The organism is Brenneria sp. L4-2C, assembly GCF_040240335.1.
Taxonomy (GTDB): Bacteria; Pseudomonadota; Gammaproteobacteria; order Enterobacterales; family Enterobacteriaceae; genus Brenneria.
Genome location: NZ_JBEIAC010000020.1, coordinates 27539 through 48497, shown reverse-complemented (window position 1 = coordinate 48497; position 20959 = coordinate 27539). Strand labels below are relative to the sequence as shown.

The 20959-nt window shown below is 55.6% G+C and carries 28 protein-coding genes; 22 read left to right on the top strand and 6 right to left on the bottom strand.

The window, feature by feature from the left end:
- Window positions 1-5: 5 nt before the first annotated feature.
- From ABRZ26_RS20790 to ABRZ26_RS20770, 5 genes are read right to left on the bottom strand one after another with little or no spacing between them, the layout of a single operon-like run.
- A complete protein-coding gene (locus ABRZ26_RS20790; protein WP_319606017.1) occupies window positions 6-1775 on the bottom strand; it encodes a DDE-type integrase/transposase/recombinase in 1770 nt (589 codons plus the stop codon).
- Window positions 1776-1784: 9 nt separating this feature from the next.
- A complete protein-coding gene (locus ABRZ26_RS20785; RefSeq protein WP_319606016.1) occupies window positions 1785-2693 on the bottom strand; it encodes a DUF3102 domain-containing protein in 909 nt (302 codons plus the stop codon).
- Window positions 2694-2702: 9 nt separating this feature from the next.
- Window positions 2703-3008 (bottom strand): helix-turn-helix domain-containing protein, encoded by a 306-nt coding sequence (locus ABRZ26_RS20780; protein ID WP_319606015.1) that lies wholly within the window; start codon window positions 3006-3008, stop codon window positions 2703-2705.
- Complete coding sequence (locus ABRZ26_RS20775) at window positions 3008-3247, bottom strand: hypothetical protein (protein ID WP_319606014.1); 240 nt, start codon at window positions 3245-3247, stop codon at window positions 3008-3010. Before ABRZ26_RS20775 ends, ABRZ26_RS20780 begins: the two co-directional genes overlap by 1 nt.
- Before the next feature lie 52 nt (window positions 3248-3299).
- Complete coding sequence (locus ABRZ26_RS20770) at window positions 3300-3488, bottom strand: DNA-binding protein (RefSeq protein WP_009113925.1); 189 nt, start codon at window positions 3486-3488, stop codon at window positions 3300-3302.
- Between the two features lie 91 nt (window positions 3489-3579).
- On the opposite strand from ABRZ26_RS20770, the gene ABRZ26_RS20765 reads away from it, so the two are divergent.
- The 4 genes from ABRZ26_RS20765 to ABRZ26_RS20750 all read left to right on the top strand — a co-directional run bounded on the left by ABRZ26_RS20765 (window position 3580) and on the right by ABRZ26_RS20750 (window position 7109).
- The gene (locus ABRZ26_RS20765) at window positions 3580-3996 is read left to right on the top strand and encodes a helix-turn-helix domain-containing protein (RefSeq protein WP_319606013.1); all 417 of its coding nucleotides are present in this window, start codon (window positions 3580-3582) and stop codon (window positions 3994-3996) included.
- A 17-nt stretch (window positions 3997-4013) separates the two neighbouring features.
- A complete protein-coding gene (locus tag ABRZ26_RS20760; protein ID WP_319606012.1) occupies window positions 4014-4550 on the top strand; it encodes a hypothetical protein in 537 nt (178 codons plus the stop codon).
- Between the two features lie 367 nt (window positions 4551-4917).
- Window positions 4918-5925 (top strand): nucleoid-associated protein, encoded by a 1008-nt coding sequence (locus ABRZ26_RS20755; RefSeq protein WP_319606011.1) that lies wholly within the window; start codon window positions 4918-4920, stop codon window positions 5923-5925.
- 2 nt (window positions 5926-5927) lie between these two features.
- A complete protein-coding gene (locus tag ABRZ26_RS20750) occupies window positions 5928-7109 on the top strand; it encodes a hypothetical protein (RefSeq protein ID WP_319606010.1) in 1182 nt (393 codons plus the stop codon).
- A 19-nt stretch (window positions 7110-7128) separates the two neighbouring features.
- Here the strand turns inward: ABRZ26_RS20750 and ABRZ26_RS20745 are convergent, their stop codons facing one another.
- On the bottom strand, window positions 7129-7893 hold the full coding sequence (locus ABRZ26_RS20745) for a DNA adenine methylase (RefSeq protein ID WP_319606009.1): 765 nt from the start codon (window positions 7891-7893) through the stop codon (window positions 7129-7131).
- Between the two features lie 250 nt (window positions 7894-8143).
- Here ABRZ26_RS20745 and ABRZ26_RS20740 point away from each other — a divergent pair, with 250 nt between their 5' ends.
- The 18 genes from ABRZ26_RS20740 (at window position 8144) to ABRZ26_RS20655 (ending at window position 20941) form a co-directional block, all read left to right on the top strand.
- Entirely contained in the window at window positions 8144-8476 is a 333-nt protein-coding gene (locus ABRZ26_RS20740; protein ID WP_319606008.1) for a putative holin, read from the top strand.
- Window position 8477: 1 nt separating this feature from the next.
- A complete protein-coding gene (locus ABRZ26_RS20735) occupies window positions 8478-9125 on the top strand; it encodes a transglycosylase SLT domain-containing protein (protein ID WP_319606007.1) in 648 nt (215 codons plus the stop codon).
- Window positions 9109-9777 carry a hypothetical protein gene (locus ABRZ26_RS20730; RefSeq protein ID WP_319606006.1) on the top strand — a complete coding sequence of 223 codons (669 nt, stop codon included), beginning with the start codon at window positions 9109-9111 and terminating at the stop codon, window positions 9775-9777. Before ABRZ26_RS20735 ends, ABRZ26_RS20730 begins: the two co-directional genes overlap by 17 nt.
- Window positions 9774-10091 carry a hypothetical protein gene (locus ABRZ26_RS20725; RefSeq protein ID WP_009113934.1) on the top strand — a complete coding sequence of 106 codons (318 nt, stop codon included), beginning with the start codon at window positions 9774-9776 and terminating at the stop codon, window positions 10089-10091. The genes ABRZ26_RS20730 and ABRZ26_RS20725 overlap by 4 nt, the downstream gene beginning before the upstream one ends.
- Window positions 10091-10402, top strand: coding sequence for a hypothetical protein (locus ABRZ26_RS20720; RefSeq protein WP_009113935.1), 312 nt, complete (start codon window positions 10091-10093; stop codon window positions 10400-10402). Before ABRZ26_RS20725 ends, ABRZ26_RS20720 begins: the two co-directional genes overlap by 1 nt.
- Window positions 10402-10947, top strand: coding sequence for a DUF3486 family protein (locus ABRZ26_RS20715; protein ID WP_319606059.1), 546 nt, complete (start codon window positions 10402-10404; stop codon window positions 10945-10947). The genes ABRZ26_RS20720 and ABRZ26_RS20715 overlap by 1 nt, the downstream gene beginning before the upstream one ends.
- Window positions 10944-12479 (top strand): hypothetical protein, encoded by a 1536-nt coding sequence (locus ABRZ26_RS20710; protein WP_319606005.1) that lies wholly within the window; start codon window positions 10944-10946, stop codon window positions 12477-12479. Before ABRZ26_RS20715 ends, ABRZ26_RS20710 begins: the two co-directional genes overlap by 4 nt.
- The gene (locus ABRZ26_RS20705) at window positions 12479-13972 is read left to right on the top strand and encodes a DUF935 domain-containing protein (protein ID WP_319606004.1); all 1494 of its coding nucleotides are present in this window, start codon (window positions 12479-12481) and stop codon (window positions 13970-13972) included. The genes ABRZ26_RS20710 and ABRZ26_RS20705 overlap by 1 nt, the downstream gene beginning before the upstream one ends.
- On the top strand, window positions 13953-14774 hold the full coding sequence (locus ABRZ26_RS20700; RefSeq protein ID WP_319606003.1) for a phage head morphogenesis protein: 822 nt from the start codon (window positions 13953-13955) through the stop codon (window positions 14772-14774). The genes ABRZ26_RS20705 and ABRZ26_RS20700 overlap by 20 nt, the downstream gene beginning before the upstream one ends.
- The gene (locus ABRZ26_RS20695; RefSeq protein ID WP_319606002.1) at window positions 14771-15220 is read left to right on the top strand and encodes a phage virion morphogenesis protein; all 450 of its coding nucleotides are present in this window, start codon (window positions 14771-14773) and stop codon (window positions 15218-15220) included. Before ABRZ26_RS20700 ends, ABRZ26_RS20695 begins: the two co-directional genes overlap by 4 nt.
- A 194-nt stretch (window positions 15221-15414) precedes the next feature.
- Complete coding sequence (locus ABRZ26_RS20690; RefSeq protein ID WP_319606001.1) at window positions 15415-16524, top strand: peptidase; 1110 nt, start codon at window positions 15415-15417, stop codon at window positions 16522-16524.
- Between the two features lie 33 nt (window positions 16525-16557).
- Entirely contained in the window at window positions 16558-17493 is a 936-nt protein-coding gene (locus ABRZ26_RS20685) for a hypothetical protein (protein ID WP_319606000.1), read from the top strand.
- A 10-nt stretch (window positions 17494-17503) separates the two neighbouring features.
- Complete coding sequence (locus tag ABRZ26_RS20680; RefSeq protein WP_319605999.1) at window positions 17504-17860, top strand: DUF2190 family protein; 357 nt, start codon at window positions 17504-17506, stop codon at window positions 17858-17860.
- A 2-nt stretch (window positions 17861-17862) separates the two neighbouring features.
- Window positions 17863-18309, top strand: a complete 447-nt coding sequence (locus ABRZ26_RS20675; protein WP_319605998.1) for a gp436 family protein — start codon at window positions 17863-17865, stop codon at window positions 18307-18309.
- Window positions 18309-18773, top strand: coding sequence for a Gp37 family protein (locus ABRZ26_RS20670; protein ID WP_009113945.1), 465 nt, complete (start codon window positions 18309-18311; stop codon window positions 18771-18773). The genes ABRZ26_RS20675 and ABRZ26_RS20670 overlap by 1 nt, the downstream gene beginning before the upstream one ends.
- Window positions 18770-19000 carry a hypothetical protein gene (locus ABRZ26_RS20665; RefSeq protein WP_319605997.1) on the top strand — a complete coding sequence of 77 codons (231 nt, stop codon included), beginning with the start codon at window positions 18770-18772 and terminating at the stop codon, window positions 18998-19000. The genes ABRZ26_RS20670 and ABRZ26_RS20665 overlap by 4 nt, the downstream gene beginning before the upstream one ends.
- Window positions 18990-20417 (top strand): phage tail sheath subtilisin-like domain-containing protein, encoded by a 1428-nt coding sequence (locus ABRZ26_RS20660; RefSeq protein ID WP_319605996.1) that lies wholly within the window; start codon window positions 18990-18992, stop codon window positions 20415-20417. The genes ABRZ26_RS20665 and ABRZ26_RS20660 overlap by 11 nt, the downstream gene beginning before the upstream one ends.
- Window positions 20417-20941 (top strand): phage major tail tube protein, encoded by a 525-nt coding sequence (locus ABRZ26_RS20655; RefSeq protein ID WP_009113948.1) that lies wholly within the window; start codon window positions 20417-20419, stop codon window positions 20939-20941. The genes ABRZ26_RS20660 and ABRZ26_RS20655 overlap by 1 nt, the downstream gene beginning before the upstream one ends.
- The last annotated feature ends 18 nt before the right edge of the window (window positions 20942-20959 follow it).

The following is a 20959-nucleotide window of genomic DNA, read 5'->3' as shown; positions in this document are numbered from 1 at the left end:
ACCCCCTAGTTACCGTTGACGATGTTGATAGCGTTGCCGGAAACCGGCGTCAGCAGCGCATCCGCAACCTCGTCCAGTCGCGCCTCCTGAACGCCATTCGGGTACAGCGCGCTTAACTGGCGGTAGTGGTCTGCCGTCCAGGTCTGGTTACGTGCCGCAAACTGTTCACGTAACGCTTTGGCGGCTTCGACGTGAGTTAACGGACGCGGTTCAACACGCGGGCCGCGTACCTCGGATGCCCGACCGCGACGCGGCATAAAGGTTGGCAGCGTGTTGTCGTCGATATGCTTATACGGGTCGAGTTTGCCGCCGAACGGTAGCGCTTTCGCTTTGCGTACTGCTGCTGCATCCGTCGCGTTATCCGTTCCCGTAACCAACTGTTCAATTTCTTTGGTGGCGGTTTGGGCTGGCGTATCGGCATGCGATTTGTAACGTTCGCCGATCACCGCGGCAGAGTCGGCAAAGCCAAATTCATTTTTGGTGACTTCATCAACCAGGAAGAATGTGTCGTGGCCGTCTTCACCTGTCAGTACCACTTGCGCGGCATCGGCGCGCCACGGATTACGGGTAATCAGCAACTTCTCGCCGACCATCACGCCGGGTACGGTAGACACATCGTATTCAATGCCCCGGAACGACACGCGCAGCTTCGGCGTGACCTTGCGCTCTTCCGGCGTGGCCACTGCCAGTTCGCGGCATATCTCAACCGATGGCGCTTTTATCAACTGTTCGGCGGTGATTGTCAGCCAGATGTCGGTACGGGGTTTACCGTGACGGCTGTGGATGGCGGTGGCGTTAAAGTGGGCGCGCCATTTCTGCGCCAGCGCATTCAGTTCTTCCAGACTGTAAACCGGCTGGAACTTTAGGCCCGGCTCCAGCTTGCGTTCGATAATGTCACGCGCCTTTTCCACGCTGCCGGTAGAACGGGCGGCATGGGCTTTATGCGCTATCAGTTCGATACCCAACGCACGGCATAGATTTTTGGTCATGCCAGCGGTGTTGGCGGAACCGGGATCGAGGTACAGCAGCTTTGGCACGCCGTGCAACACGTCCGCGCCGCCGCGTTCCTGCATGGCGTTAATCAATACCGAGCACAGGTTTTCGCCCGATTCCGCGCCCATCACATACTCGACATAGATCCAGCCGCTAGTATGGTCAGTGATTTCATAGCTCCAGACACGGTCGCTGGTGATGCGCGCCAGATTGGCCGGTTTATTCTTATAGAAACGGGCGCTGTCCATGACTTGCAGCCCTTTGTGACCGTTGCTCAGGTAATAAAGGGTGCAGAGCGAGGCGTCGATTTCCCATACATGGTTAGGGTGCAGGCTGGCCAGCTCGGTCACCGGCGCGGGCTGGTTTAACTGATCGGGATGCAGGCCGTAATTGCGTAGTGCGCGGCTGATGGCGGTTTCAGAAAGCGGCAGAAACTCGCCGGTTTCTGAAACCATGCGGCCAGCGGTGATCATGTCATTTGCCCGTAGGGTTTCCACCGCGTCGGCGATGGAATACAGCCGCTTACCATTTTTACGCGTCGCCTCCATCAGCGTGGCGGAAATCATTGCCGCCTCATCACGCGTTAAGGCGCTTTGTCCGGCATCGGTACGTTTTTTACGTTTGTCAGTCACCGCAACCTCCTTTAACTTGCGCAGCAGCGTGGCGCGGGATAATCCCAGTTCCATACAAGCGGCATCATAGATAGCGCCGCGTTCACCATGCCCGGCCTGTCGTGCTGTGCGGGCCACGGCCACTAATCTTTCCGTCAGGGCGGCACTCATGGCAGCCCCTTATGCGTCAGTGCGCTGAATCTGGGGTTCCGGGGCATCCAGCCATGCCGGACGTTCGCTGCCGGTAGGCGCGGCCTCAAGGTCAAAAACTTCACGAACACGGTGTAACGCCCGCTCAATCTGGCACACCAAACCGGCCATAAAGTCGTAAGGCGGCTCGACCTCGTTTTCGGAAGTAAAAGTGGTCAATGTTGAAAAGGCGGTGTGCAATTTAGCGGTGATCGCCGCTTCCGCTTCAAACGCGATAGCGCTGACCTCTTTACGCAGCTTTTCCGCTTCCTGATTGGGGGCTGGCGGCTGGATACGGGATTTTTTTTCCAGTTTGGTGGAAAGGTCGTCGATCTTCTGATTCTTGTCAGTCAGCACACGCTGCTGGGCGGCGTGAGTTTCGCGCGCTTCGCGCAGCGCGGTTTTCAGTTCGCGGCTGGTCATACGGTCGATATCGTCGAGCGTCATGCCTGCGATAGTTCCGCCATCGGCTAGTTCAGCCAACTCTTCATCGTCTTCTGTCATTAATTCAAAGAGTTTTGTTTTGCCTAAAACGGCAAGCGCTTGCCGCTTTGGTTCCAATTGGGGAGATGTGTATTTGATCGCAGCTTGCATTACCAACCGTGCTGTTCTCTCAGCCAGCCCCAATTGTTCTGTAACGATTTGAGTGAAATCCCCATGAGGCTCACACTCTTTGAGAATAACCAACCGCTTACCCGCCTCCAGCATGGCTTCCGCGCTTTGCGCCATATAGAACCGGGTTTCATGCACGATGCGATCACGCTCATACGGCAGGCCGTCGCCAAACTGATCCATTACCTGTATACGGTGCTCGGTCAGCGCATTGAGCTTGACGTTCAGATCCCCCGCTAACGGAGTATCTCCTATTAATTCAACATGTTGTGATTTTGTACGTGCCATTTTTTATCCTTAGCGACTGCCAGCCAGCAGGCGTTGGTTCATTTCGTTAATGCGATCTTGCGCACGAGCGATCTCGTTGGCGTGCGCCTGAGCGATTTGCAGAGTCTGCATACTCAGCGCAAAGCGCCCGTTATCCAGTTTCTGCGCCAACCCTTCTTCAATCAGGGTATTTAGCGCCCGGTTAACGTTGGCCGGAGAATCGTCCAGCGCAGCCGCCAGTTCACCGTTTGATACGCCGTTGAGGGTATGGCCGCGCAGCGCCTTGAGGACGCGCAGAATGCGTGCGCCCGCGCTGGAAACATTGGGTTTGCTCATCACGCTGAGGCCTCCAATGGGTGTAACAGTCGGGAGACTTCATAGTCGGAAAGGTGTACATCGCCGTTATCGGCAGAGCCATTCAGTCCGGCAAATTCATCAACCCGAACAACAGTGAGTGCGATACGCCCGTATGTGCGCGATGTACGGCTGATAACGGTGGCGTGAAACGCTCCAGACGGGCCGAGGCTGGGGTGAAGCAATACGCGCATACCGGGTTTTAACGTGCTGGGTTTCATGTCACATTCCCCTTTTTGCGATATGTGATAACCTGTTTCATAGATTGATATTTCAGGCCGCGCGGGCGGTGGGCTTCAGACCGAGTTTGACGGCGATTTCATGTGCCTGCCCGTACTTGGCTTTGGTAATGCCGTTCAGTACGCGATAGACCGCCTCGCGGGAGTAACCGTTCTCCTGCGCCCACTGAGTGACGGTCATACCGCGCTGCTGAAAGCGGCTTTTAACTTGTTCGGGTGTCATGCTACGGCCTCCGGTTATGCAATGATGTTTGTAGAATACGTGATAGATTATTGTCCCATAAATGGGACTTGTAAAGGTTTTGGTGACAAAAATGTCTCTTGGTGAGCGATTAAAAGAAGAACGCGAACGATTGGGGTTCAGTCAGGCCGACTTTGCGGAAATGGTCGGTGCATCAAGAAAATCACAGATAAGGTGGGAAAAGGATGAGTCTGCGCCGGGGGCCGACGCTATAAGCCTGTGGGCAAAAGCCGGTCTTGATGTGTTATATCTGATCACCGGACAAGCTCAGGAATCTACGTCTAACGTTAGAAAAAACAGTGAAATAGACGAAGAACTGCTGGGAAAGATCGTTCACAAGTTGGACTCGCTGGCACGACAGGCTAACCGCCGGTGGACATCCGGTGAACTCGTTTTGCAATCATCCAAAATATATAACTTTTTAATTAAAGAGTCGGCGGTTGATGACGATAGGATTGATAGAGTGTTGAAACTGGTTGTTAATAATTAAAAAATAAGGGATTTATCATGGATAGAAGAGATGAAGAGCTACAGACACTAGCAGAACAAGTTATTGATAGTCTTAAACAACTCCCCCAGGATGGGCAGGAAAGACAGATAACCATTAGCGTCGGCGGCAATAATCATGGCTCTATCCATGTCGGTTCCGTTGTTAACATAAACCACGCCCCCAAGCGTCCGCCGGAACTCCATGAGAGAGATAGCCAGGAACTGCTTGCTATAAAGCGAGGATTACTTAAAAAAAGGAATGGTGCAAAATGGCGCCGCTACTTCAATATTCCTTTTTTGCTGATGTTAAGCCTTTTACTTATAGGATTAGCGTCTTGCCTGTGGATCGCCTATATGTCCCTATGGGTCGGAGGATTGACTAACCCATCAGTTCTTAACGAAAAGATGTACATAGCTCTCATTATTTGGGGCGTTATCATGGCATTTTGCGTGAAATTTCTGGATAGCCGCTGGAAGATTGAGAATAGAATAATAAATGAAAATCAGGATGTTATAGATACTATTGATGTGATTTTACGACGCAGGAATTATTAATAAACATAGCTATTCTTGATTCAATATAAGGATATGGGTATGCGCAATGTGTTTATTGACAGTTAATAAAATACCTATTACCGAGTGATGCTCTTATACTTGTATTGATGTGCGTCTTACCTTTACTGGCCCTTATATTTACCAGTCAAAGAACGGTCTGATAGTCGCTCAGTTGAATAGCGGTTTAATCCCGTAAATAGCAGAAAAGTTAGCAGCAATAGTAATGGAATATTAAAAATGGGCTGATATTACAATGCTACATAATACCTAACCCATATCCATGTAATGGATTAAATTTATTAAAATTTTTTAATGAGAAGTTGATTGTAAGATTACAAGCAGCAAATAAAAACAGGGTGGATAACTAATGTCTGAACAGGCCATTGAAGTCAAACACGTCGTAGTTCACATTCTGGATAAACAACAGAATGGAGATGCCTCTGAGCGATTGAGCCCTGAAGAAGGTATGGTCACTGAAGCTTCCCAGCGCCTGATCAATGATATTTGTGCAAAATACGCAGGCAGGACAGGCAAAGGTTACGGCTATTTTGAAGGTGATACGGATAATTACCCGATGGAGCGAATGGCTGGTGATTATCTGGGGGGTACTGATGGTTTTTACCAAAGCTCCTGTCGTATGATGCATCACCTTACGGAACGCTCACAGCGAGAAAACATGGCTACCGGTGGTTACGTTCTGTTCGCACACATCGGGATAGGACATAACGAACATCTGTTGATCGCAATTGTTAGTGCCACCATAGGTTCAACCGTCACTGACGATTTTAACATTCAAGACAGTACCTATCTGGACATCGCAAAGTTGCGTATGGCCGGGCGTATTGATTTAACGGCGTGGAAAAGTGATGCGGAACGCTATATCAGTTTCCTTAAAGGCCAAGGAAACGTTTCAAACTACTTTAAGCAGTTCCTCGGCTGTAATGATGTTTTAATCGCCAAACGTGAGTCTGAAAAACTACGTGATACTTTAACAGCGTTTGCAACAGAGAAAAATCTTGAAGGTGCAGAAAAAGACGCGTTTCTTAAGGGTGCGTTTGAGCATTTACATGCTTTAAGCAAGGCCGGTGAACCACTAAGTCTTGAAACCTTTGTTAACGCCGTCTGGCCACATGCACCTGAAGAATTATCTGGTAAACTTGCTGCTGAAGAACTGGGGCTGTCGGATGGCTTTGTGCCTGACGGGCGCGTCATACGGGCGTTAGTATCTTTCAAAGGCAAGTCAAAATACTGGGAACTCAAGTTCGACCGGGAAGGGACAACTTCGGGTGACATTGACTATGACCAAGAAACAAATATTATCACCCTGCGCAATGTACCTGATGAGTTCAGGGAAATGTGGCTGAATGAGGTTTAATCGTGACGATTTCGTTTGAGACGTTGACAGAGCTGTACCGTCGCATGGAATTCCGGGAGGAATTCCGTGTCGGTTCGCTGTTGCTCTCTGACCAGTCCGATTGCGATCTGATTAACACATTGCTTGACGATCCACGTGAGTACGGGGTTTCTGTTGATACCGGAACGGTCGAGCTAGGCAGCACCATCACTCTTCGCGTAACACCTCCACGCAATGGGCTTGGACTTGTTTTCGCCACGCACAGTATATTGCTGAACGCACCAAAGCATCAGTGCCAAGAACCAGCTAATTACTTCATTCTTGAAACGAAATTTCGTAACGATGATGTAGACGTTCCGGTCTTCATCAGTAACTACCGGGCGATTCTGAAGTTCGTTGACCTGCTGAAAGAGGCTGCAGCTTATTTTGACAATACTACCTGTCAACTGGTTTTTTTGAAAAAAGAAGTTATTAAGCTATCGCCGCGCTTTACAGCAGAGACAGTGCAAAATCTGAAACGTGAACATCTGGATAACCTGATGGCTGGTTTCAACGACGACACGCACAAGAATCAGAAGCAGGATATTCTGATTGAAAGTATCCAAGCGGTCAGTGAGGGCGTTGATTCTCAGGAAGTGTTTGAATTTTTGCTGGTCAATATTCAGCGCCTGCATGAACAGTTCCTTAAAGGGTATCGGATATACTCTTCTGGCTTCTCCTACGACAAGGTGATGGATCAACTCCGTGCCGCAAAAGTTGAAGAGATGGGTAAGATCCATAAGACGTTTTCGGATATTCAGAACCATATTCTTGGCATTCCTGTGGCATCCGTCATTGTGGCCACCCAATTCAAAGAGGCCACAAGCTGGTCAGGCCAGGGGGTCACAAACACGATAATCCTGCTGGGATGCATTTTTGCTGCGACGCTAATCTGGCTGGCACTGTCGAACCAGACGCAGTCCATTAAAGCACTGAGCGAAGAAATCGAATACAAAAAAAAGCAGATAAACAAGGAATTCTCTTTCATCAAAGATGATGTGGACGGTGTGTTTCGCAGCATCACCGAGCGACTGAAAACTCAGAAACGTACTTTCCGGGTCATTCGCGGTGTGCTGGTCATTGGTATCATCACAGCAATTACTGTTTATTGCTGGTACACAAAGCCCGTTCTTGACTACATGCAGTCCTTCTTTAACCGCATGTAGTATGCCTGTTTTTCTCCTGTCAAAAACTGCAAATCACCAGTTCCCTCCGGGGAACGGGTTTCCCTGACAGGCTGTAATTGATCCCCACACTCTGCATGTTAAGCTCGGAAAAGGCCTCGCGCATTGCCGGAATATCGTTTACCGAAATAATCATCTTCCCTTTGATGCCGCGCGCCAGCTCCGCCATGCGGGCATAGTTCTCCAGCCCAAACGCCACGCCGTAGCCCTCCGTTCCCCAGTACGGCGGGTCGCAATAGAACAGCGTATGCGGACGGTCATAGCGGCGGATGCATTCCGCCCAGTCGAGGTGTTCGATAATGGTGCGGGCCAGCCGCAGATGGGCCATCGATAACTCTTCCTCAATCCTTAGCAGATTAAAACGCGGCGCACTGGTGGTTGAGGTGCCAAAGGTGTGATCGGCAACCTTGCCGCCGAACGCCTGCTTTTGCAGGTAATAGAATCGGGCGGCACGCTGGATATCGGTCAAGGTTTCTTGCGGCGTGTCCCGTAGCCATTTATAGATTTGTCGGCTGATTAGCGCCCATTTGAACTGGCGCACAAATTCTTCCAGGTGGTGTTTCACTACCCGATAAAGGTTCACTAGTTCGCCGTTGATATCGTTGATCACTTCAGTCTTGCTAGGGTGTTTGAGAAAATACAGAGCTGCCGCACCGCAGAACGGTTCGACATAGCATGTATGGGTGGGGAATAACGGCAGGATATGTTTTGCCAAACGACGTTTGCCACCGACCCACGGCACGATGGGCAAAGATTGCTGTTTCATTATCTGTAAGCCTTTTTCGTTTATCGAAAATACGGTAGGCTTTTCCTGTTCTCGAGAACGGGAGAGCCTTGGTTGACTCACAGGTCGTATCTGTGTGTTGACGGCCCGGCGGATGTTGACGCATCTGACGGGCCGCTCTTTTCCCCGCCATACTGCCGTTACGCCACGGCCCTCACTATTAACGCCGTTTAAAATCCCCGCCGCGCTATCCCGGTAATGATGTCTCCACTCACTTCACAGGAGACAGTTCATGAACCTTAACATTCGAATCAAACGCCTGCTGGGCTGGCAAATCACCGCTGTTTTGCTGCTGGTGGTTATCGCGCTGGTGTCGCCGCAACAGCTTCCCGTGGTTATCTACAAAATCTCACTGATTACATTGGCCGCCGTGCTCGGTTACTGGCTGGATCGTTCGTTATTCCCTAAAGCCGGGCTGGCGCAGTATCTGGTGCATGAGCCTGAACGGATGGAGCAAGGCGAGTACCCGGTCAAAGACGGTTACCAGCGGGTATTCGCCGCCGCGCTGATCCGTCGCGCCATCATTGTGGCGGCAGTCTGTCTGGCCGTGGCGACGGGGCTGTGATATGGCAAACCGAATTCGTCACAACGGATCGGGTTCCGGTCTGCTGTTTTTACTGTTGATCCTGTTGCTCGTAGGCACGTTTGACAGTGATGCCGCCCAGCCGTCCGCCGCCGCTCAGCAATACCGCAGCGATCTGATCCGTAACGCTCGTCTGGACTGGGGGCTGAATGCCCCGGTAGCGGATTTCGCCGCGCAGCTCCATCAGGAGTCCGGCTGGAATGCGCGTGCGGTATCGCCCGTTGGCGCACAAGGGCTGGCGCAGTTTATGCCATCTACATCCGAATGGATCAGCCAACTTATGCCGGAACTGAAAGCCAATCAACCGTTTAATCCGGCGTGGGCTATTCGGGCGCTGACCCGTTATGACCGCTGGATTTGGCAGAGAGTTAATGCTGCTGACGACTGCCAGCGCATGGCAATGACGTTATCCGGTTATAACGGCGGGCTGGGCTGGGTCCAGCGCGATCAAAAGCTGGCGGCGCAGCGCGGGTTAGATCGTCAGCGCTGGTTCGGTCATGTCGCCGCCGTCAACGCCGGGCGCAGCAAGGCCAACTGGCGCGAAAACCGCCACTATCCGCAGCGCATCCTGCTGGAATTAGCGCCGCGCTATCTGACCTGGGGAGGCCGTAGCTGTGCTGAACCTGCTTAAAACCCTGCCGTGGAAACCGCTGTTATGGATTGCCGCCGCGCTATTTGCGCTGTGGCTGATTCATCAGCACGGCTATCGGCGCGGATTTACCTCGGCGGAATTGGACGGCAAGACCGCGCTGGAAAAACAGCAAGCCGAAAGCAAGGCGGCGCTGGCTTCACTTCAGGCGGATTTTGCCCGGCAGCTTCACCGGCACGCCGAGCGGGAAAATGTCGCTTTGCTGGCCTGGCAGCAGCGCTACCAACAGCAGGTAAACACCGCCAATAAAGCGGAACAGCGCTACCTCAGCCAAACGGCCTCGTTGCGTCAGCAGAATGAAAATCTGAAACGGAGAATTGATGATGTCACCCAACGCTGGATTGACGAGCAAGGCAAGTCTCACCCTGTGCAGTGCGTGTTTACTGCTGGTTTCGTGCAGCAATACAACGCCGCCTACGGATTATCAACCGACTCTGAAACAGGCTCTGCCGCCGCTGTCGGCAGGGTTGGCGGTACGTCCACCACCGCTGAGGCCGTTAACCCCCGGCTACGCGACTCCGGCATCACCCAGCGCGACATCCTTGCCCACAGCGCCGACGCCGGTGAGCGCAGCCAACAATTAGCCGCGCAGGTGAACGGCCTGCTGGATTACATCGAAGGATTACAACAATGAAAATGGAAGTGGAGTTCTGGCAACTGGTGGGCTTGCTGCTGGGGTTTCTCGGCTTTGTGTTTACCATCGCCAAAATGTTTTTCTCCCAGTTGGAAAAACGGCAGACCGAACTGGTGGATACGCTGGAAAACAGCCTGCGCGAGTTCAATGGCAGCCTGACCGGGTTAGAGCGTGACCTGATGGCGCTGAAGGCCGATCTGCCGCTCAACTATGTACGGCGCGAAGATTACGTGCGCGGCCAGACTGTGATCGAAGCCAAGCTGGACGCGCTTTATAACAAACTGGAACTGGTGCAACAGCGCGGGAGGCAATGATGGTGGATATGTTACGGGTGCGCCGCGAGTCGATGCGCTGGAATTTAATGGTGACGCTCAATAAGGCGCGGCCTTATACCTCGAATGAGGCTTTTTTGCTGGATGTGATGCGGGCGATTTACCCGGATACCACCGCGCTGGAGCTGCGGCGCGAGCTGGATTATCTGGCCGACCGCAAAATGATTGATCTGGTCAAACAGCCCAGCGGCATCTGGTTTGCCGATCTGACCCGGTTGGGCGTCGATCTGGTGGAATACACAGTGGAGTGCGGCCCCGGTATCGCCCGCCCTGAAAAATACTGGAGCGAATGATGGCCCGTCGCAGCACTATCGACAAACTGCCGGAAGACGCCCGCCGCTGGCTGGAGCGGGCGCTGACAGAGTCCGGCTTTAGCGGTTATGCCGAGCTGGAGAGCCTGCTGCGTGAGCAGGGTTACGTGATCAGTAAATCGGCGATCCATCGCTATGGCCAGAAGATTGAAAAGCGTTTCGGTGCTATCCGCGCCGCCACCGAAGCGGCCCGCATGCTGACCGAAGGCGCAGCGGACGATCAAGACGCCCGTTCCGAGGCGGTGATTGCGCTGATCCAGACCGAGCTGTTCGAAAGTATCGTCCAGTTGCAGGAAGCCGATGAGGGGGAAATCGACCCGCAAGAGCGCGTGGCGCTGCTGTCGAAGGTGGCCAGGAACGTCGCTACGCTGTCGCGGGCCAGCGTCAATCTGAAGAAGTTTCAGGCTGAAGTCAGAACCAAGGCGCAGCAAGCGGCCAGCAATGCCGAGAAGATCGCCCGCAAAGGAGGATTGTCTACCGATGCCGTACAGGCGCTGCGGCGGGAAATTCTGGGGATCGCCTTATGACCAAATCATCTGGAAATCTTGCCCCCGTTCTGCCCGATACCTCTTTGCTGGATGCGCCGGTGGCGCTGATGCCCTATCAGCAGCGCTGGGTTGCGGATGACTCTCCGCTGAAAGTGATCGAGAAAAGCCGCCGCACCGGTATCACCTGGGCGGAAGCCTCTGATGATGTGCTGACGGCGGCATCATCCGCCGCCGCTGGCGGGATGAATGTCTACTACATCGCCTACAACCAGGATATGACGATTGAATATATCCAGGCATGCGCCATGTGGGCGCGGGCGTTCAACTATGCGGCCAGCGAAATTGAGGAAGGTTTCTGGGAGGAGGACGAAGACGACAAGCATATCAAGACCTATACCATCAAGTTCCCGGATTCCGGGTTTCGGGTGGTAGCGCTCTCCAGTCGCCCGTCCAACCTGCGTGGACGTCAGGGCATTATCGTGGTTGATGAGGCGGCGTTCCATGAGCAACTGGACGAACTGCTGAAGGCGGCACTGGCGATGTTGATCTGGGGCGGCAAGGTACGGGTGATCTCTACCCATAACGGTTCGGAGAATCCGTTTAACACGTTACTTAACGATATTCGCGCAGGACGCCGACAGGGCAGCGTGCAGCGTATTGCCTTTCGTGATGCGGTGGCCGAGGGGCTGTTCCGCCGCGTCTGCCTGCGCACCGGGCGAGCATGGTCAGTTGAAGCTGAACAACAATGGATGGACGGCGTCTATAAGTTCTACGGCGACGGTGCGACGGAAGAACTGGATTGTATCCCGGCCCATTCCGGCGGAGCCTGGCTGTCCCGCGCGTTGATTGAGTCACGGATGTCGGTGGATACGCCGATACTGCGTTTTACCTGCCCGGCGGGTTATGAAATGAAGCCGGATGTGGTGCGCGAAAGCGAAACGCAGGACTGGCTGGAAACCCATCTGAAACCGATGCTGGAGACATTGCCCAAAGAGTCAATGTCTTATCTGGGGCGCGACTTTGGCCGCAGTGGTGACCTGTCCATTGATTTTCCCCTGATACAGCAAAAGAACCTGACGCGCCGGGTGCCGTTCGTGCTGGAGCTGCGCAACGTCCCCTTTAAACAGCAGGAACAGATCACCTGGTTCCTGATGGACGGTTTGCCCCGGCTGATGGGGGCGGCGTTCGACGCACGCGGCAACGGCGCTTATCTGGCCGAGTACGCCATGCAGCGCTATGGTGCCAGTCGCGTCCAACAGGTGATGCTGAGCGAGGGCTGGTATCGGGACAATATGCCGCCGGTTAAAGCGGCGCTGGAGGATGGCACGCTGGAAGCCATCCCCAAAGATGAAGATACCCTGACCGACTTACGCGCCGTGCAGGTGATTAAAGGCGTTCCGCGCGTCCCGGACACCCGTACCAAAGCCAAAGCGGACGGTGGTCAGCGGCACGGTGACGCGGCTATCGGGCTGGCTCTGGCCTATTTCGCCAGCCGTGAACTGAACAAAGGCCCGGTCACCGTCAATTCCCGCAGGCGTCGCCAGTCTGCACGTTTACTGGAGGGTTACTAATGGCGCGTGGACTCTGGGTTTCCCCCACCGAGTTTGTCAGTTTCGCCGAGTCGGAGAAATCGCTGACGGAACAGATTGCCTCGCGCAGCCGCTCCATCGATTTCTACGGGCTGGGGATGTATCTGCCCAATCCCGATCCCATCCTCAAAGCGCAGGGTCGGGATATCAAAATCTACCGCGAGCTGCGCACCGACCCGCTGGTCGGCGGCTGTATTCGTCGCCGTAAAGCGGCGGTGAAAGGTCTGGAGCGCGGCCTCGAACGCGGTAGCTCACCCGTCCGTGTGTTCAATATTGTGCGTGATATGCTGGCCGACCTGGATATGTCCCGCATTATCGGCGAGATGACCGACGCGGTGCTGTATGGCTATCAACCCTGCGAGGTGATGTGGCGGCGTACCGGGACAAGCTGGCTAGTTGACGACATCGTGGGCAAGCCTGCCGATTGGTTCCAGTTCGATACCGACAACCGGCTGCGCTTTCGCGCCCGTGACAGCGGGTTCGAAGGGGAAGCGGTGCCGGAATTCAAGTTCCTGGTGCCGCGTCAGGATGCCAGCTACGACAATCCCTATGGCTTCCCCGATCTTTCGATGTGTTTCTGGCCGGTCACTTTTAAGAAAGGCGGTATGAAATTCTGGGTGCGCTTTGCCGAGAAATACGGTTCGCCGTGGGTGATTGGCAAACATCCACGCGGCACGTCGCAGGGCGAGATCGACAACCTGCTGGATTCGATGGAGTCGATGATCGAGGATGCGGTCGCCGCCATTCCCGATGACTCCTCCATCGATATCAAAGAAGCGGCAGGCAAGGCCGACAGCAGCGAGATTTACCAGAACCTGATCACCCTGTCGCGCAGTGAAATCGCCATCGCATTGCTGGGGCAGAACCAGACTACCGAGGCTACGGCGAACAAAGCCTCGGCGCAGGCCGGGCTGGAAGTCACCGACGATATCCGCGACGGCGATGCCGACATTGTGGCAAGCGCCGTCAATCAACTGATACGCTGGGTGGTCGATCTTAATTTCGGCAACAACGTTGTCGCCCCGGTTTATCGCCTGTGGGAACAGGAATCGGTGGATGAGGTACAGGCCACGCGCGACGAAAAGCTCAGCCGCGCCGGTGTTAAATTCACCCCGCAATACTGGAAGCGCGAGTACCAGCTTCAGGACGGCGATATCGACGAGACGCCGCATCAGGATGCGCCCGGCCAATCGCTGGCGTTTGCCGAGGCGGTCGATGCCGACCTGAAGGCGCAGGATATGCTGGATGAAGCACTGGATATTGTGATGAACGGCGGCACACTTGATGCCGTGCTGGAGCCGGTGCTGGCTCCGTTGTTTGAGCGCGTCCAGTCCGGCGTTCGCCCCGGCGATCTGCTGGGTGAACTGGCGGAACTGTATCCGCAGATGAAAGCCGACGACCTGCAAGAGCGGCTGGCGCGTATCCTGTTCGTAGCCAATATCTGGGGGCGGCTGCATGAGCGCGACAGCGACTGAACTGGCGTACTGCATGACGCTGCCGCCGCAGCGGGCTATCGGCTACCTCCAGTCAAAGGGCTATGCCATTAGCTGGGACTGGGAAGAAGTCTGGCAGGATGCGCATGCCCGCGCCTTTACCGTCGCTAAGGTGACCCGGCTGGATATTCTGGAGGATATCCGCCGCGCCCTACAGGAAGCGCTGGACGAAGGGAAGACCGACCGCTGGTTTCATAAGGAACTGGAGCCGGTGTTGCAGAAGAAAGGCTGGTGGGGGCCGCGTGATACCACCGACCCGGTAACCGGCGAACCGGTCACCGTTCAGCAGGGTAGCCGGTGGCGGCTGGATACCATCTTTCGCACCAATATGTCGGTGCTGTACAGCAGCGGACGCTGGGCGGCGCAGATGGAAAATATCGACGATCGTCCCTACGGCATGTACAGCGCTATCCGTGACAACCACACGCGGAAAAGCCATCTGGCGCTGCATGATATGGTATTCCGGCTGGATGACCCATTCTGGCAGGCGTTCTACCCGCCGAACGGCTGGCGCTGCCGTTGTAGCGTGATCGCTCTGAGCCAGCAGGATATCGAGCGACGCGGGCTGAAGATAGCCAGCGCCATCAAGGCAATGGGCTGGGAATTGAAGCTGGTATCGGAGAAAACCGGCGAAATGCAGCAGGTGGCCACGTTCAATACCGGCACGACGAAAGTGTCTACCGATATCGGCTGGTCGTATGCACCGGGCGCATCCTATTGCCCGGATTTGGCCCGCTATCAGGGAAACCTCTCATCCCTGGCTAAACAGGAACTAAAGTCATGAGTAGCGTAAATATTACGATTAACGACAGAGAGTTACAGCGCGGTCTGCGGGCGCTGGAGAGTGCGGCGACGGATATGACGCCCGCCATGCGTAAGATTGCCGGGACGTTGCAGGCGGAAACCGATATCAATTTTGACGAGGGTGGACGACCGCAGTGGATTGTGTCGCAGGCGGCGGAAGACCGGGACGGCCAGACGCTGCGTGACAAAGGCAGACTGCAAGGTTCGGTGTCAACGGATTATGACGCCAGCCACGCGATGGTCGGCACCAATACTGTTTCCGGCGCTATCCACCAGTTAGGCGGCAAAGCCGGACGTGATGAATCGGTGGTGTTGCCCGCGCGCCCGTATCTGCCGATGGATGAGGACGGCAACCTACAGCCGGAGGCGTCGCGTTCTGTGCTGGACAACATTCAGCGCCATCTTGAATCTGCGGCGCGGCGTTGATTTCAGGTGGCACAGCTAGGTCGATGTGCCGCCAGCCGCGAAAAGCGGCCAGATTGCCTTTATAAAGGCTTTACAGCCGCGTTCCGTTCCCTGCCCGACACCGTCACCGCATGAGTTTTTTCTAAACTGGATTAAAAGCCGCTTTCCCTTTGTTCCCCGACACTGACCGGAGTTTTCCAAACCGGGACAGCGTTATGCCACTCCACATTTTTAAATCCGGCACCCATACCGATATGCACGGCACTAAACTGCCGTTCACGCCAGCCGATTTAGCGGCCTGTGCCGCCGCCTATGATCCGGCGGTGCATGAAGCGCCGATGGTGATCGGCCATCCGCAAGCGGATGCGCCCGCCTATGGCTGGGTGGCCTCGCTTTCAACCACCGGCGGCGATCTGCTGGCTGAACCCAAACAGGTCGATCCACAGTTCGCCGAACTGGTGGACGCCGGGCGCTATAAGAAAATCTCCGCCTCATTCTATCTCCCTGATTCCCCCAATAACCCGAAGCCCGGCACGCTCTATCTGCGCCATGTCGGTTTTCTGGGCGCGCAGCCGCCATCGATTAAAGGGCTGCGACAGGTGGCATTCGGCGAACGGGAACAAGGCGTGGTGGAGTTCGCCGATTGGGGAATGATGACCAGCGCCAGTCTGTTTAGCCGTTTGCGCGACTTCATTATCAGCAAATTCGGTCTGGAAGAAGCCGACAACGTGTTGCCGTCATGGCAGTTGGACACGCTGCGCGATGAGGCTACACGCGACGACATCCCATCGCAATCCGGCCCGGCGTTTCAGGAGCCGGCCCCCGTTACATCCGTACCATCCCAGGAGGAGTCCATTGTGACCAAAGAAGAAATTGACGCCATTCAGGCCGAAAACGCCCGGCTGAAAGCGGAGGCGGCGGCGCGACTCGCTGATGACGCCAAACGTAAACAAGAGACTATTCACACCGGCAATGTGGCCTTTGCCGAGAAGCTGGTAAGCGACGGCAAGCTGATCCCGGCGGCGAAATCCGTGGTGGTTGCCCTATTGGATGAAGTGTCCAAAGGCGACGCGCTGGTTGAGTTTGCCGAAGGCGAGGTGAAAAAGCCGTTGGCCAGCGCTTTCAAAGAGCTATTAGGCGGCACTGCGCCGGTACTGAATTTTGCCGAGCATGCCACCAAAGAGCGCGTAACGCCAACTGACGCGACGGTATCGGCTGAGTTTGCCGAGGCCGACCCGGAAAGGCTGGCGCTTCACAAGAAAGCCACTGAACTGGCGAAGAAAGAAGGCATCAGCTACGACGCCGCCGTCGCCCGCTGCCTGTAACGGCGTCTACCCGTAACCGTAAAAGGAAAAATCATGTCTGACTATTTAAAAGGTAAACGCGTCGTCGACCCGGTGTTGACCAGCGTGGCTCGGGGTTACAAGAACGCCGCGTTTATCGGCGAAATTCTGTTCCCCATCGTGCAGGTGGAGAAAGAAGGCATCGTGGTGCCACTGTTCGGTAAAGGCGCGTTTGTCGAGTATGACACCGCGCGGGCCGTGGGCGCGGAGAGCAACGTATTGCTGCGCGAGAAATCCGGCACCATGGATTTGGTGCTCAACGAGCACGATCTGGCTGCGCCGGTGGACTACCGCGAACAGGCGGAATCGTTGTTCAACGAAGAGGCTAAGGCTATCCGCCGCGCCACTAACGGCGTCAATTTGAAGCGTGAACTGTACGCCGCGCGGTTGGCGCAAGATCCGAAAGTCTATCTGGCCAAAGCGAAGCGATCGCTGGCGGCGGCGGAGCGCTGGGCAGGCGGCAAAGGTGAGCCGGTTGCCGTTATTGAGGCGGGCATTGAGGCTGTGCGTAATGCCACCGGGTTGCGTCCCAATGTGATGACGATGGGCGCCAGCGTGATGTCGGTATTGCGCTATCACCCGGCAATCCAGGCGCAAATCGGCGCCAACGAACGCAAGCGCATTACGCCGGAAATTTTGCAGGACATTTTCCAGATCCCGAAAGTAGTGATCGGCGAGCCGGTTGCCTCGGAATCGGAGAAGAAAGACACATCGGATATCTGGGCCGACAACCTGATGTTGCACTACGTTTCCCCGCCACAGCCCGGCGTCGACAGCGCGGACGAAAACGAACCGTCGTTTGGCTATACCTTCCGTCGCAAAGGAATGCCGGTGGCCGACAAATATCCGGGCGTCGGCGGCAAGGTCTCTTATGCGCGTTTCACCGATATCTACAAAGTCGCGGTAGTCGGCGGCGATGCCGGATATCTCATTACCAACATCCTGAAATAACGGGGGCATCATGGCAGCAACACAGCAAACGATCCTCACCACTACGGTGGTGGCGCTCGCCGCATTAACGCAGCAGCGTTTTGTCGGGGCGGATAACGCCCCCTGTCAGGCGGGCGCTATCGCGCTGGGCGTCGCCGAGGTGGATGGCGCGGCGGGCGATGAGGTACCGGTCAATGTGCTAGGCATTATCGCGGTGGAAGCCGGAGCCGTCGTGGGGCGAGGAAAGACCGTTCAATCTGACTCCGATGGGCGGGCCATTGAGCAGGTAGCGGCAACAGAAACGGAACCGGCAGGCATCTCTAATGGATTCGCGCTGGATGAAGCCACCGCCGAAGGCGACATCATCCGTATTTTGCGCGGGGTATAACGATGTACTGCACGCTGGCGGATGTACTGGAGCAGGTGCCGGAAACGACGCTGATTCAACTGACGAATGAGATGGTCTCATTTGACGTTTCTGTTTCCGTCAATGTCGACGTCGTCAACGGGGCCATTCGCTACGCCGATGAGTTAATCGACGCCCATCTGCGCGGGCGTTACACCCTGCCGCTGGCGGAGATCCCCACTGTTCTGCGCGATATCGCGGTCACGCTAACCCGCTACCGGCTATATGCCCGTCGCCCGGAAGGCGCGATGCCCGATACGGTAAAGGATGACTGCAAAACGGCATTGCGCCAACTGGAGGGCGTCCGCGATGCGAAGCTGACGCTGGGCCTGCCGTCCACCGGAACGGATGCGCCGGAGTCCGGCGAGTTTCGAGTCCGGGCGCGGCGGGCCACCTTTGGCGGCAACAGCGGCCTGCTGGAGAAATACTGATGGACGTCAATCCGGTTATCGAGGCGGTGGTCGCCCGCCTGAAAGAAAAACTGCCCACGCTGTTGATTGAATATTTCCCAGAGAACCCCGCCGATTTCAGGCTGAATCACCCAGTGGGCGCGGTACTGGTGAGCTATCCCGGCTCCCGCTTCGGCAAGCCGGAAGATATCGGCGCGGTGATGCAATCCCATACCGTCACCCTCAATGCCACTGTGGTGTTTCGCCAGTTAAATGGGCGTCAGGGCGCGGTGGCGGTACTGGATATCGTACGCCGGGTGTTATGCGGCTATCAGCCCCCGAACTGTCGCCGCAAAATCTGGCTGGTGCGGGACGTGTTTCTCGGCAATGTCGGCGGGTTATGGCAGTACGCGCTGGATTTTGCCACCGAGTCCGTCCTGATTGAGGACACTGATTTACCCGATGGGCCATTCCTGACCATCGTCAACTATGAGGAAAGCGAATGATGAAATACCGTTATAGCGGCCCGGCCAGCGGCGTGACGCTGGCCGACGGCACCGAGGTGCTGCTGTGGCCCGATAGTATCGTTGAGCTACCGGAGGCGCACGACTACGTCAAAACGCTGGTAGCGCTCAAGCACCTGCACGCCGAGCCTGACGTCACGGCTGTAGCGACCTCGCGCCGCAAGGCTGTCGCCGCCGAGGATAAAACGGAGGTGAACAGTGGCAGCTAACTACTTACACGGCGTGGAAACCACCGAGGTGGAAAACGGCGCACGCCCGGTGAAAACCGTCAAATCCGCCGTGATCGGCCTGATCGGCACTGCGCCAATGGGGCCGGTCAATGAGGTTACCTTGTGTCTGTCGGAAAAGGACGCGGCGCAGTTCGGCAGCCAGTACAGCGGCTTTACCATTCCACAGGCGCTGGATGCGATTTATGACCACGGCGCGGGAACGGTGTTGGTGATCAACGTGCTCGACCCGGAAGTGCATAAAACCCACGTTGATAATGCCAGCGTGACGTTTGCCGCCGCGACCGGGAAAACGCAGTTGGCCCATCGTGCGGTAGCTAATCTGGTATTGCGTCAGTCGGCGGAAACCACGCCTTATGTCGCCGATACGGATTACCAGCTCGATGCGCAAACCGGGGTTATCACCCGCCTGAACAACAATATCCCCACGGATGAGGCGGTGCTGGCCAGTTACGATTATGCCGATCCGACCAAGGTTACAGCGGCGGATATTATCGGCGCGGTCAACGCGGCGGGCAATCGCACCGGTATGAAGCTGCTGCACGATACCTATAACCAGTTCGGCTTCTTCGCCAAAATCCTCATTGCGCCGGTGTTCTGTACCCAGAACAGCGTCAGCGTGGAACTGATTGCGCTGGCGGATAAGCTGGATGCCATCACTTATGTCGACGCGCCCATCGGCACCACCTTCGCGCAGGTGCTGGAGGGGCGTGGGCCACAAGGCGTTATCAATTTCAACACCAGTTCGGACCGCGTGCGACTGTGTTATCCGCACGTCAAAGTGTACGACGCGCAAACCAACGCCGAACGGCTGGAGCCGCTCAGTCAACGAGCCGCAGGATTGCGGGCAAAGGTCGATCTGGAGAAAGGCTTCTGGTGGTCGTCATCCAATCAGGAACTGCTGGGTATCACCGGCGTGGAGCGTCAGCTATCGGCGATGATCGACGACCCGAATAGCGAAGTGAACCTGCTGAACGAGCAAGGTATTACCACGGTGTTCAACTCTTATGGCTCCGGGTTGCGTCTGTGGGGCAACCGCTGCGCCGCATGGCCGACCGTCACCCATATGCGGAATTTCGAGAATGTGCGCCGCACCGGCGATGTAATTAACGAATCCATCCGCTACTTCAGCCAGCAATATATCGATATGCCGATCAGCCAGGCGCTGATTGACGCGCTGACTGAATCGGTCAATGCCTATGGCCGCAAACTGATCGGCGACGGCGCGTTGCTGGGCTTCAAATGCTGGTACGACCCGGCGCGCAACGAAGAGACCGAACTGGCGGCGGGCCACCTGCTGCTGAGCTACAAATACACGCCGCCACCGCCGTTAGAGCGGCTGACGTTTGAGACGGAGATCACCTCCGAATATCTGGTTACATTGGAGGGCAATAGCTGATGGCCGGGAAAATTGAAGTGAACCGTATCACCAATGCCAATATCTATATTGACGGAGTGAACCTGCTGGGGCGGGCGGAGGAAGTGAAGTTGCCGGACGTCAGTATGATTATGCAAGAGCATAAAGCGCTGGGCATGGTGGGTAAGGTCGAACTGCCCGCCGGGTTCGACAAGCTGGAAGGCGAGATCAAGTGGAACTCGTTCTATAGGGATGCCATGCTCGGCGCAGCCAACCCCTATAAGACGCTGGCGTTGCAGTGCCGCTCCAGCGTCGAGCGCTACAGTTCTCAGGGGCGTATTGACGAGATCCCGCTGGTTACCTACCTGACCATTATGTTTAAGAAGAACCCGCTAGGCACCTTCAAACAGCATGAAAACGCCGAGTTCTCCAGCGGCTTCACCTGTTCCTATCTGAAACAGGTGCTGGATGGCGAAGAGCTGCTGGAGCTGGACTATCTGGCCAATATTTTCCGCGTCGGCGGAGTCGACCAGTTGACCGATTACCGCAGCAATATCGGCGGATAAACCGGCGTGTCTGCTGGT

What these genes read in the sequence shown, in the direction of transcription:
- ABRZ26_RS20745 (WP_319606009.1), bottom strand. Translation starts at nt 7,893, where the DNA reads ATGAAACAGCAATCTTTGCCCATCGTGCCGTGGGTCGGTGGCAAACGT.
- ABRZ26_RS20720 (WP_009113935.1), top strand. Translation starts at nt 10,091, where the DNA reads ATGGTGGATATGTTACGGGTGCGCCGCGAGTCGATGCGCTGGAATTTA.
- ABRZ26_RS20790 (WP_319606017.1), bottom strand. Translation starts at nt 1,775, where the DNA reads ATGAGTGCCGCCCTGACGGAAAGATTAGTGGCCGTGGCCCGCACAGCA.
- ABRZ26_RS20715 (WP_319606059.1), top strand. Translation starts at nt 10,402, where the DNA reads ATGGCCCGTCGCAGCACTATCGACAAACTGCCGGAAGACGCCCGCCGC.
- ABRZ26_RS20780 (WP_319606015.1), bottom strand. Translation starts at nt 3,008, where the DNA reads ATGAGCAAACCCAATGTTTCCAGCGCGGGCGCACGCATTCTGCGCGTC.
- ABRZ26_RS20770 (WP_009113925.1), bottom strand. Translation starts at nt 3,488, where the DNA reads ATGACACCCGAACAAGTTAAAAGCCGCTTTCAGCAGCGCGGTATGACC.
- ABRZ26_RS20765 (WP_319606013.1), top strand. Translation starts at nt 3,580, where the DNA reads ATGTCTCTTGGTGAGCGATTAAAAGAAGAACGCGAACGATTGGGGTTC.
- ABRZ26_RS20785 (WP_319606016.1), bottom strand. Translation starts at nt 2,693, where the DNA reads ATGGCACGTACAAAATCACAACATGTTGAATTAATAGGAGATACTCCG.
- ABRZ26_RS20675 (WP_319605998.1), top strand. Translation starts at nt 17,863, where the DNA reads ATGTACTGCACGCTGGCGGATGTACTGGAGCAGGTGCCGGAAACGACG.
- ABRZ26_RS20760 (WP_319606012.1), top strand. Translation starts at nt 4,014, where the DNA reads ATGGATAGAAGAGATGAAGAGCTACAGACACTAGCAGAACAAGTTATT.
- ABRZ26_RS20735 (WP_319606007.1), top strand. Translation starts at nt 8,478, where the DNA reads ATGGCAAACCGAATTCGTCACAACGGATCGGGTTCCGGTCTGCTGTTT.
- ABRZ26_RS20665 (WP_319605997.1), top strand. Translation starts at nt 18,770, where the DNA reads ATGATGAAATACCGTTATAGCGGCCCGGCCAGCGGCGTGACGCTGGCC.
- ABRZ26_RS20700 (WP_319606003.1), top strand. Translation starts at nt 13,953, where the DNA reads ATGAGCGCGACAGCGACTGAACTGGCGTACTGCATGACGCTGCCGCCG.
- ABRZ26_RS20655 (WP_009113948.1), top strand. Translation starts at nt 20,417, where the DNA reads ATGGCCGGGAAAATTGAAGTGAACCGTATCACCAATGCCAATATCTAT.
- ABRZ26_RS20680 (WP_319605999.1), top strand. Translation starts at nt 17,504, where the DNA reads ATGGCAGCAACACAGCAAACGATCCTCACCACTACGGTGGTGGCGCTC.
- ABRZ26_RS20755 (WP_319606011.1), top strand. Translation starts at nt 4,918, where the DNA reads ATGTCTGAACAGGCCATTGAAGTCAAACACGTCGTAGTTCACATTCTG.
- ABRZ26_RS20705 (WP_319606004.1), top strand. Translation starts at nt 12,479, where the DNA reads ATGGCGCGTGGACTCTGGGTTTCCCCCACCGAGTTTGTCAGTTTCGCC.
- ABRZ26_RS20725 (WP_009113934.1), top strand. Translation starts at nt 9,774, where the DNA reads ATGAAAATGGAAGTGGAGTTCTGGCAACTGGTGGGCTTGCTGCTGGGG.
- ABRZ26_RS20695 (WP_319606002.1), top strand. Translation starts at nt 14,771, where the DNA reads ATGAGTAGCGTAAATATTACGATTAACGACAGAGAGTTACAGCGCGGT.
- ABRZ26_RS20740 (WP_319606008.1), top strand. Translation starts at nt 8,144, where the DNA reads ATGAACCTTAACATTCGAATCAAACGCCTGCTGGGCTGGCAAATCACC.
- ABRZ26_RS20685 (WP_319606000.1), top strand. Translation starts at nt 16,558, where the DNA reads ATGTCTGACTATTTAAAAGGTAAACGCGTCGTCGACCCGGTGTTGACC.
- ABRZ26_RS20710 (WP_319606005.1), top strand. Translation starts at nt 10,944, where the DNA reads ATGACCAAATCATCTGGAAATCTTGCCCCCGTTCTGCCCGATACCTCT.
- ABRZ26_RS20690 (WP_319606001.1), top strand. Translation starts at nt 15,415, where the DNA reads ATGCCACTCCACATTTTTAAATCCGGCACCCATACCGATATGCACGGC.
- ABRZ26_RS20775 (WP_319606014.1), bottom strand. Translation starts at nt 3,247, where the DNA reads ATGAAACCCAGCACGTTAAAACCCGGTATGCGCGTATTGCTTCACCCC.
- ABRZ26_RS20670 (WP_009113945.1), top strand. Translation starts at nt 18,309, where the DNA reads ATGGACGTCAATCCGGTTATCGAGGCGGTGGTCGCCCGCCTGAAAGAA.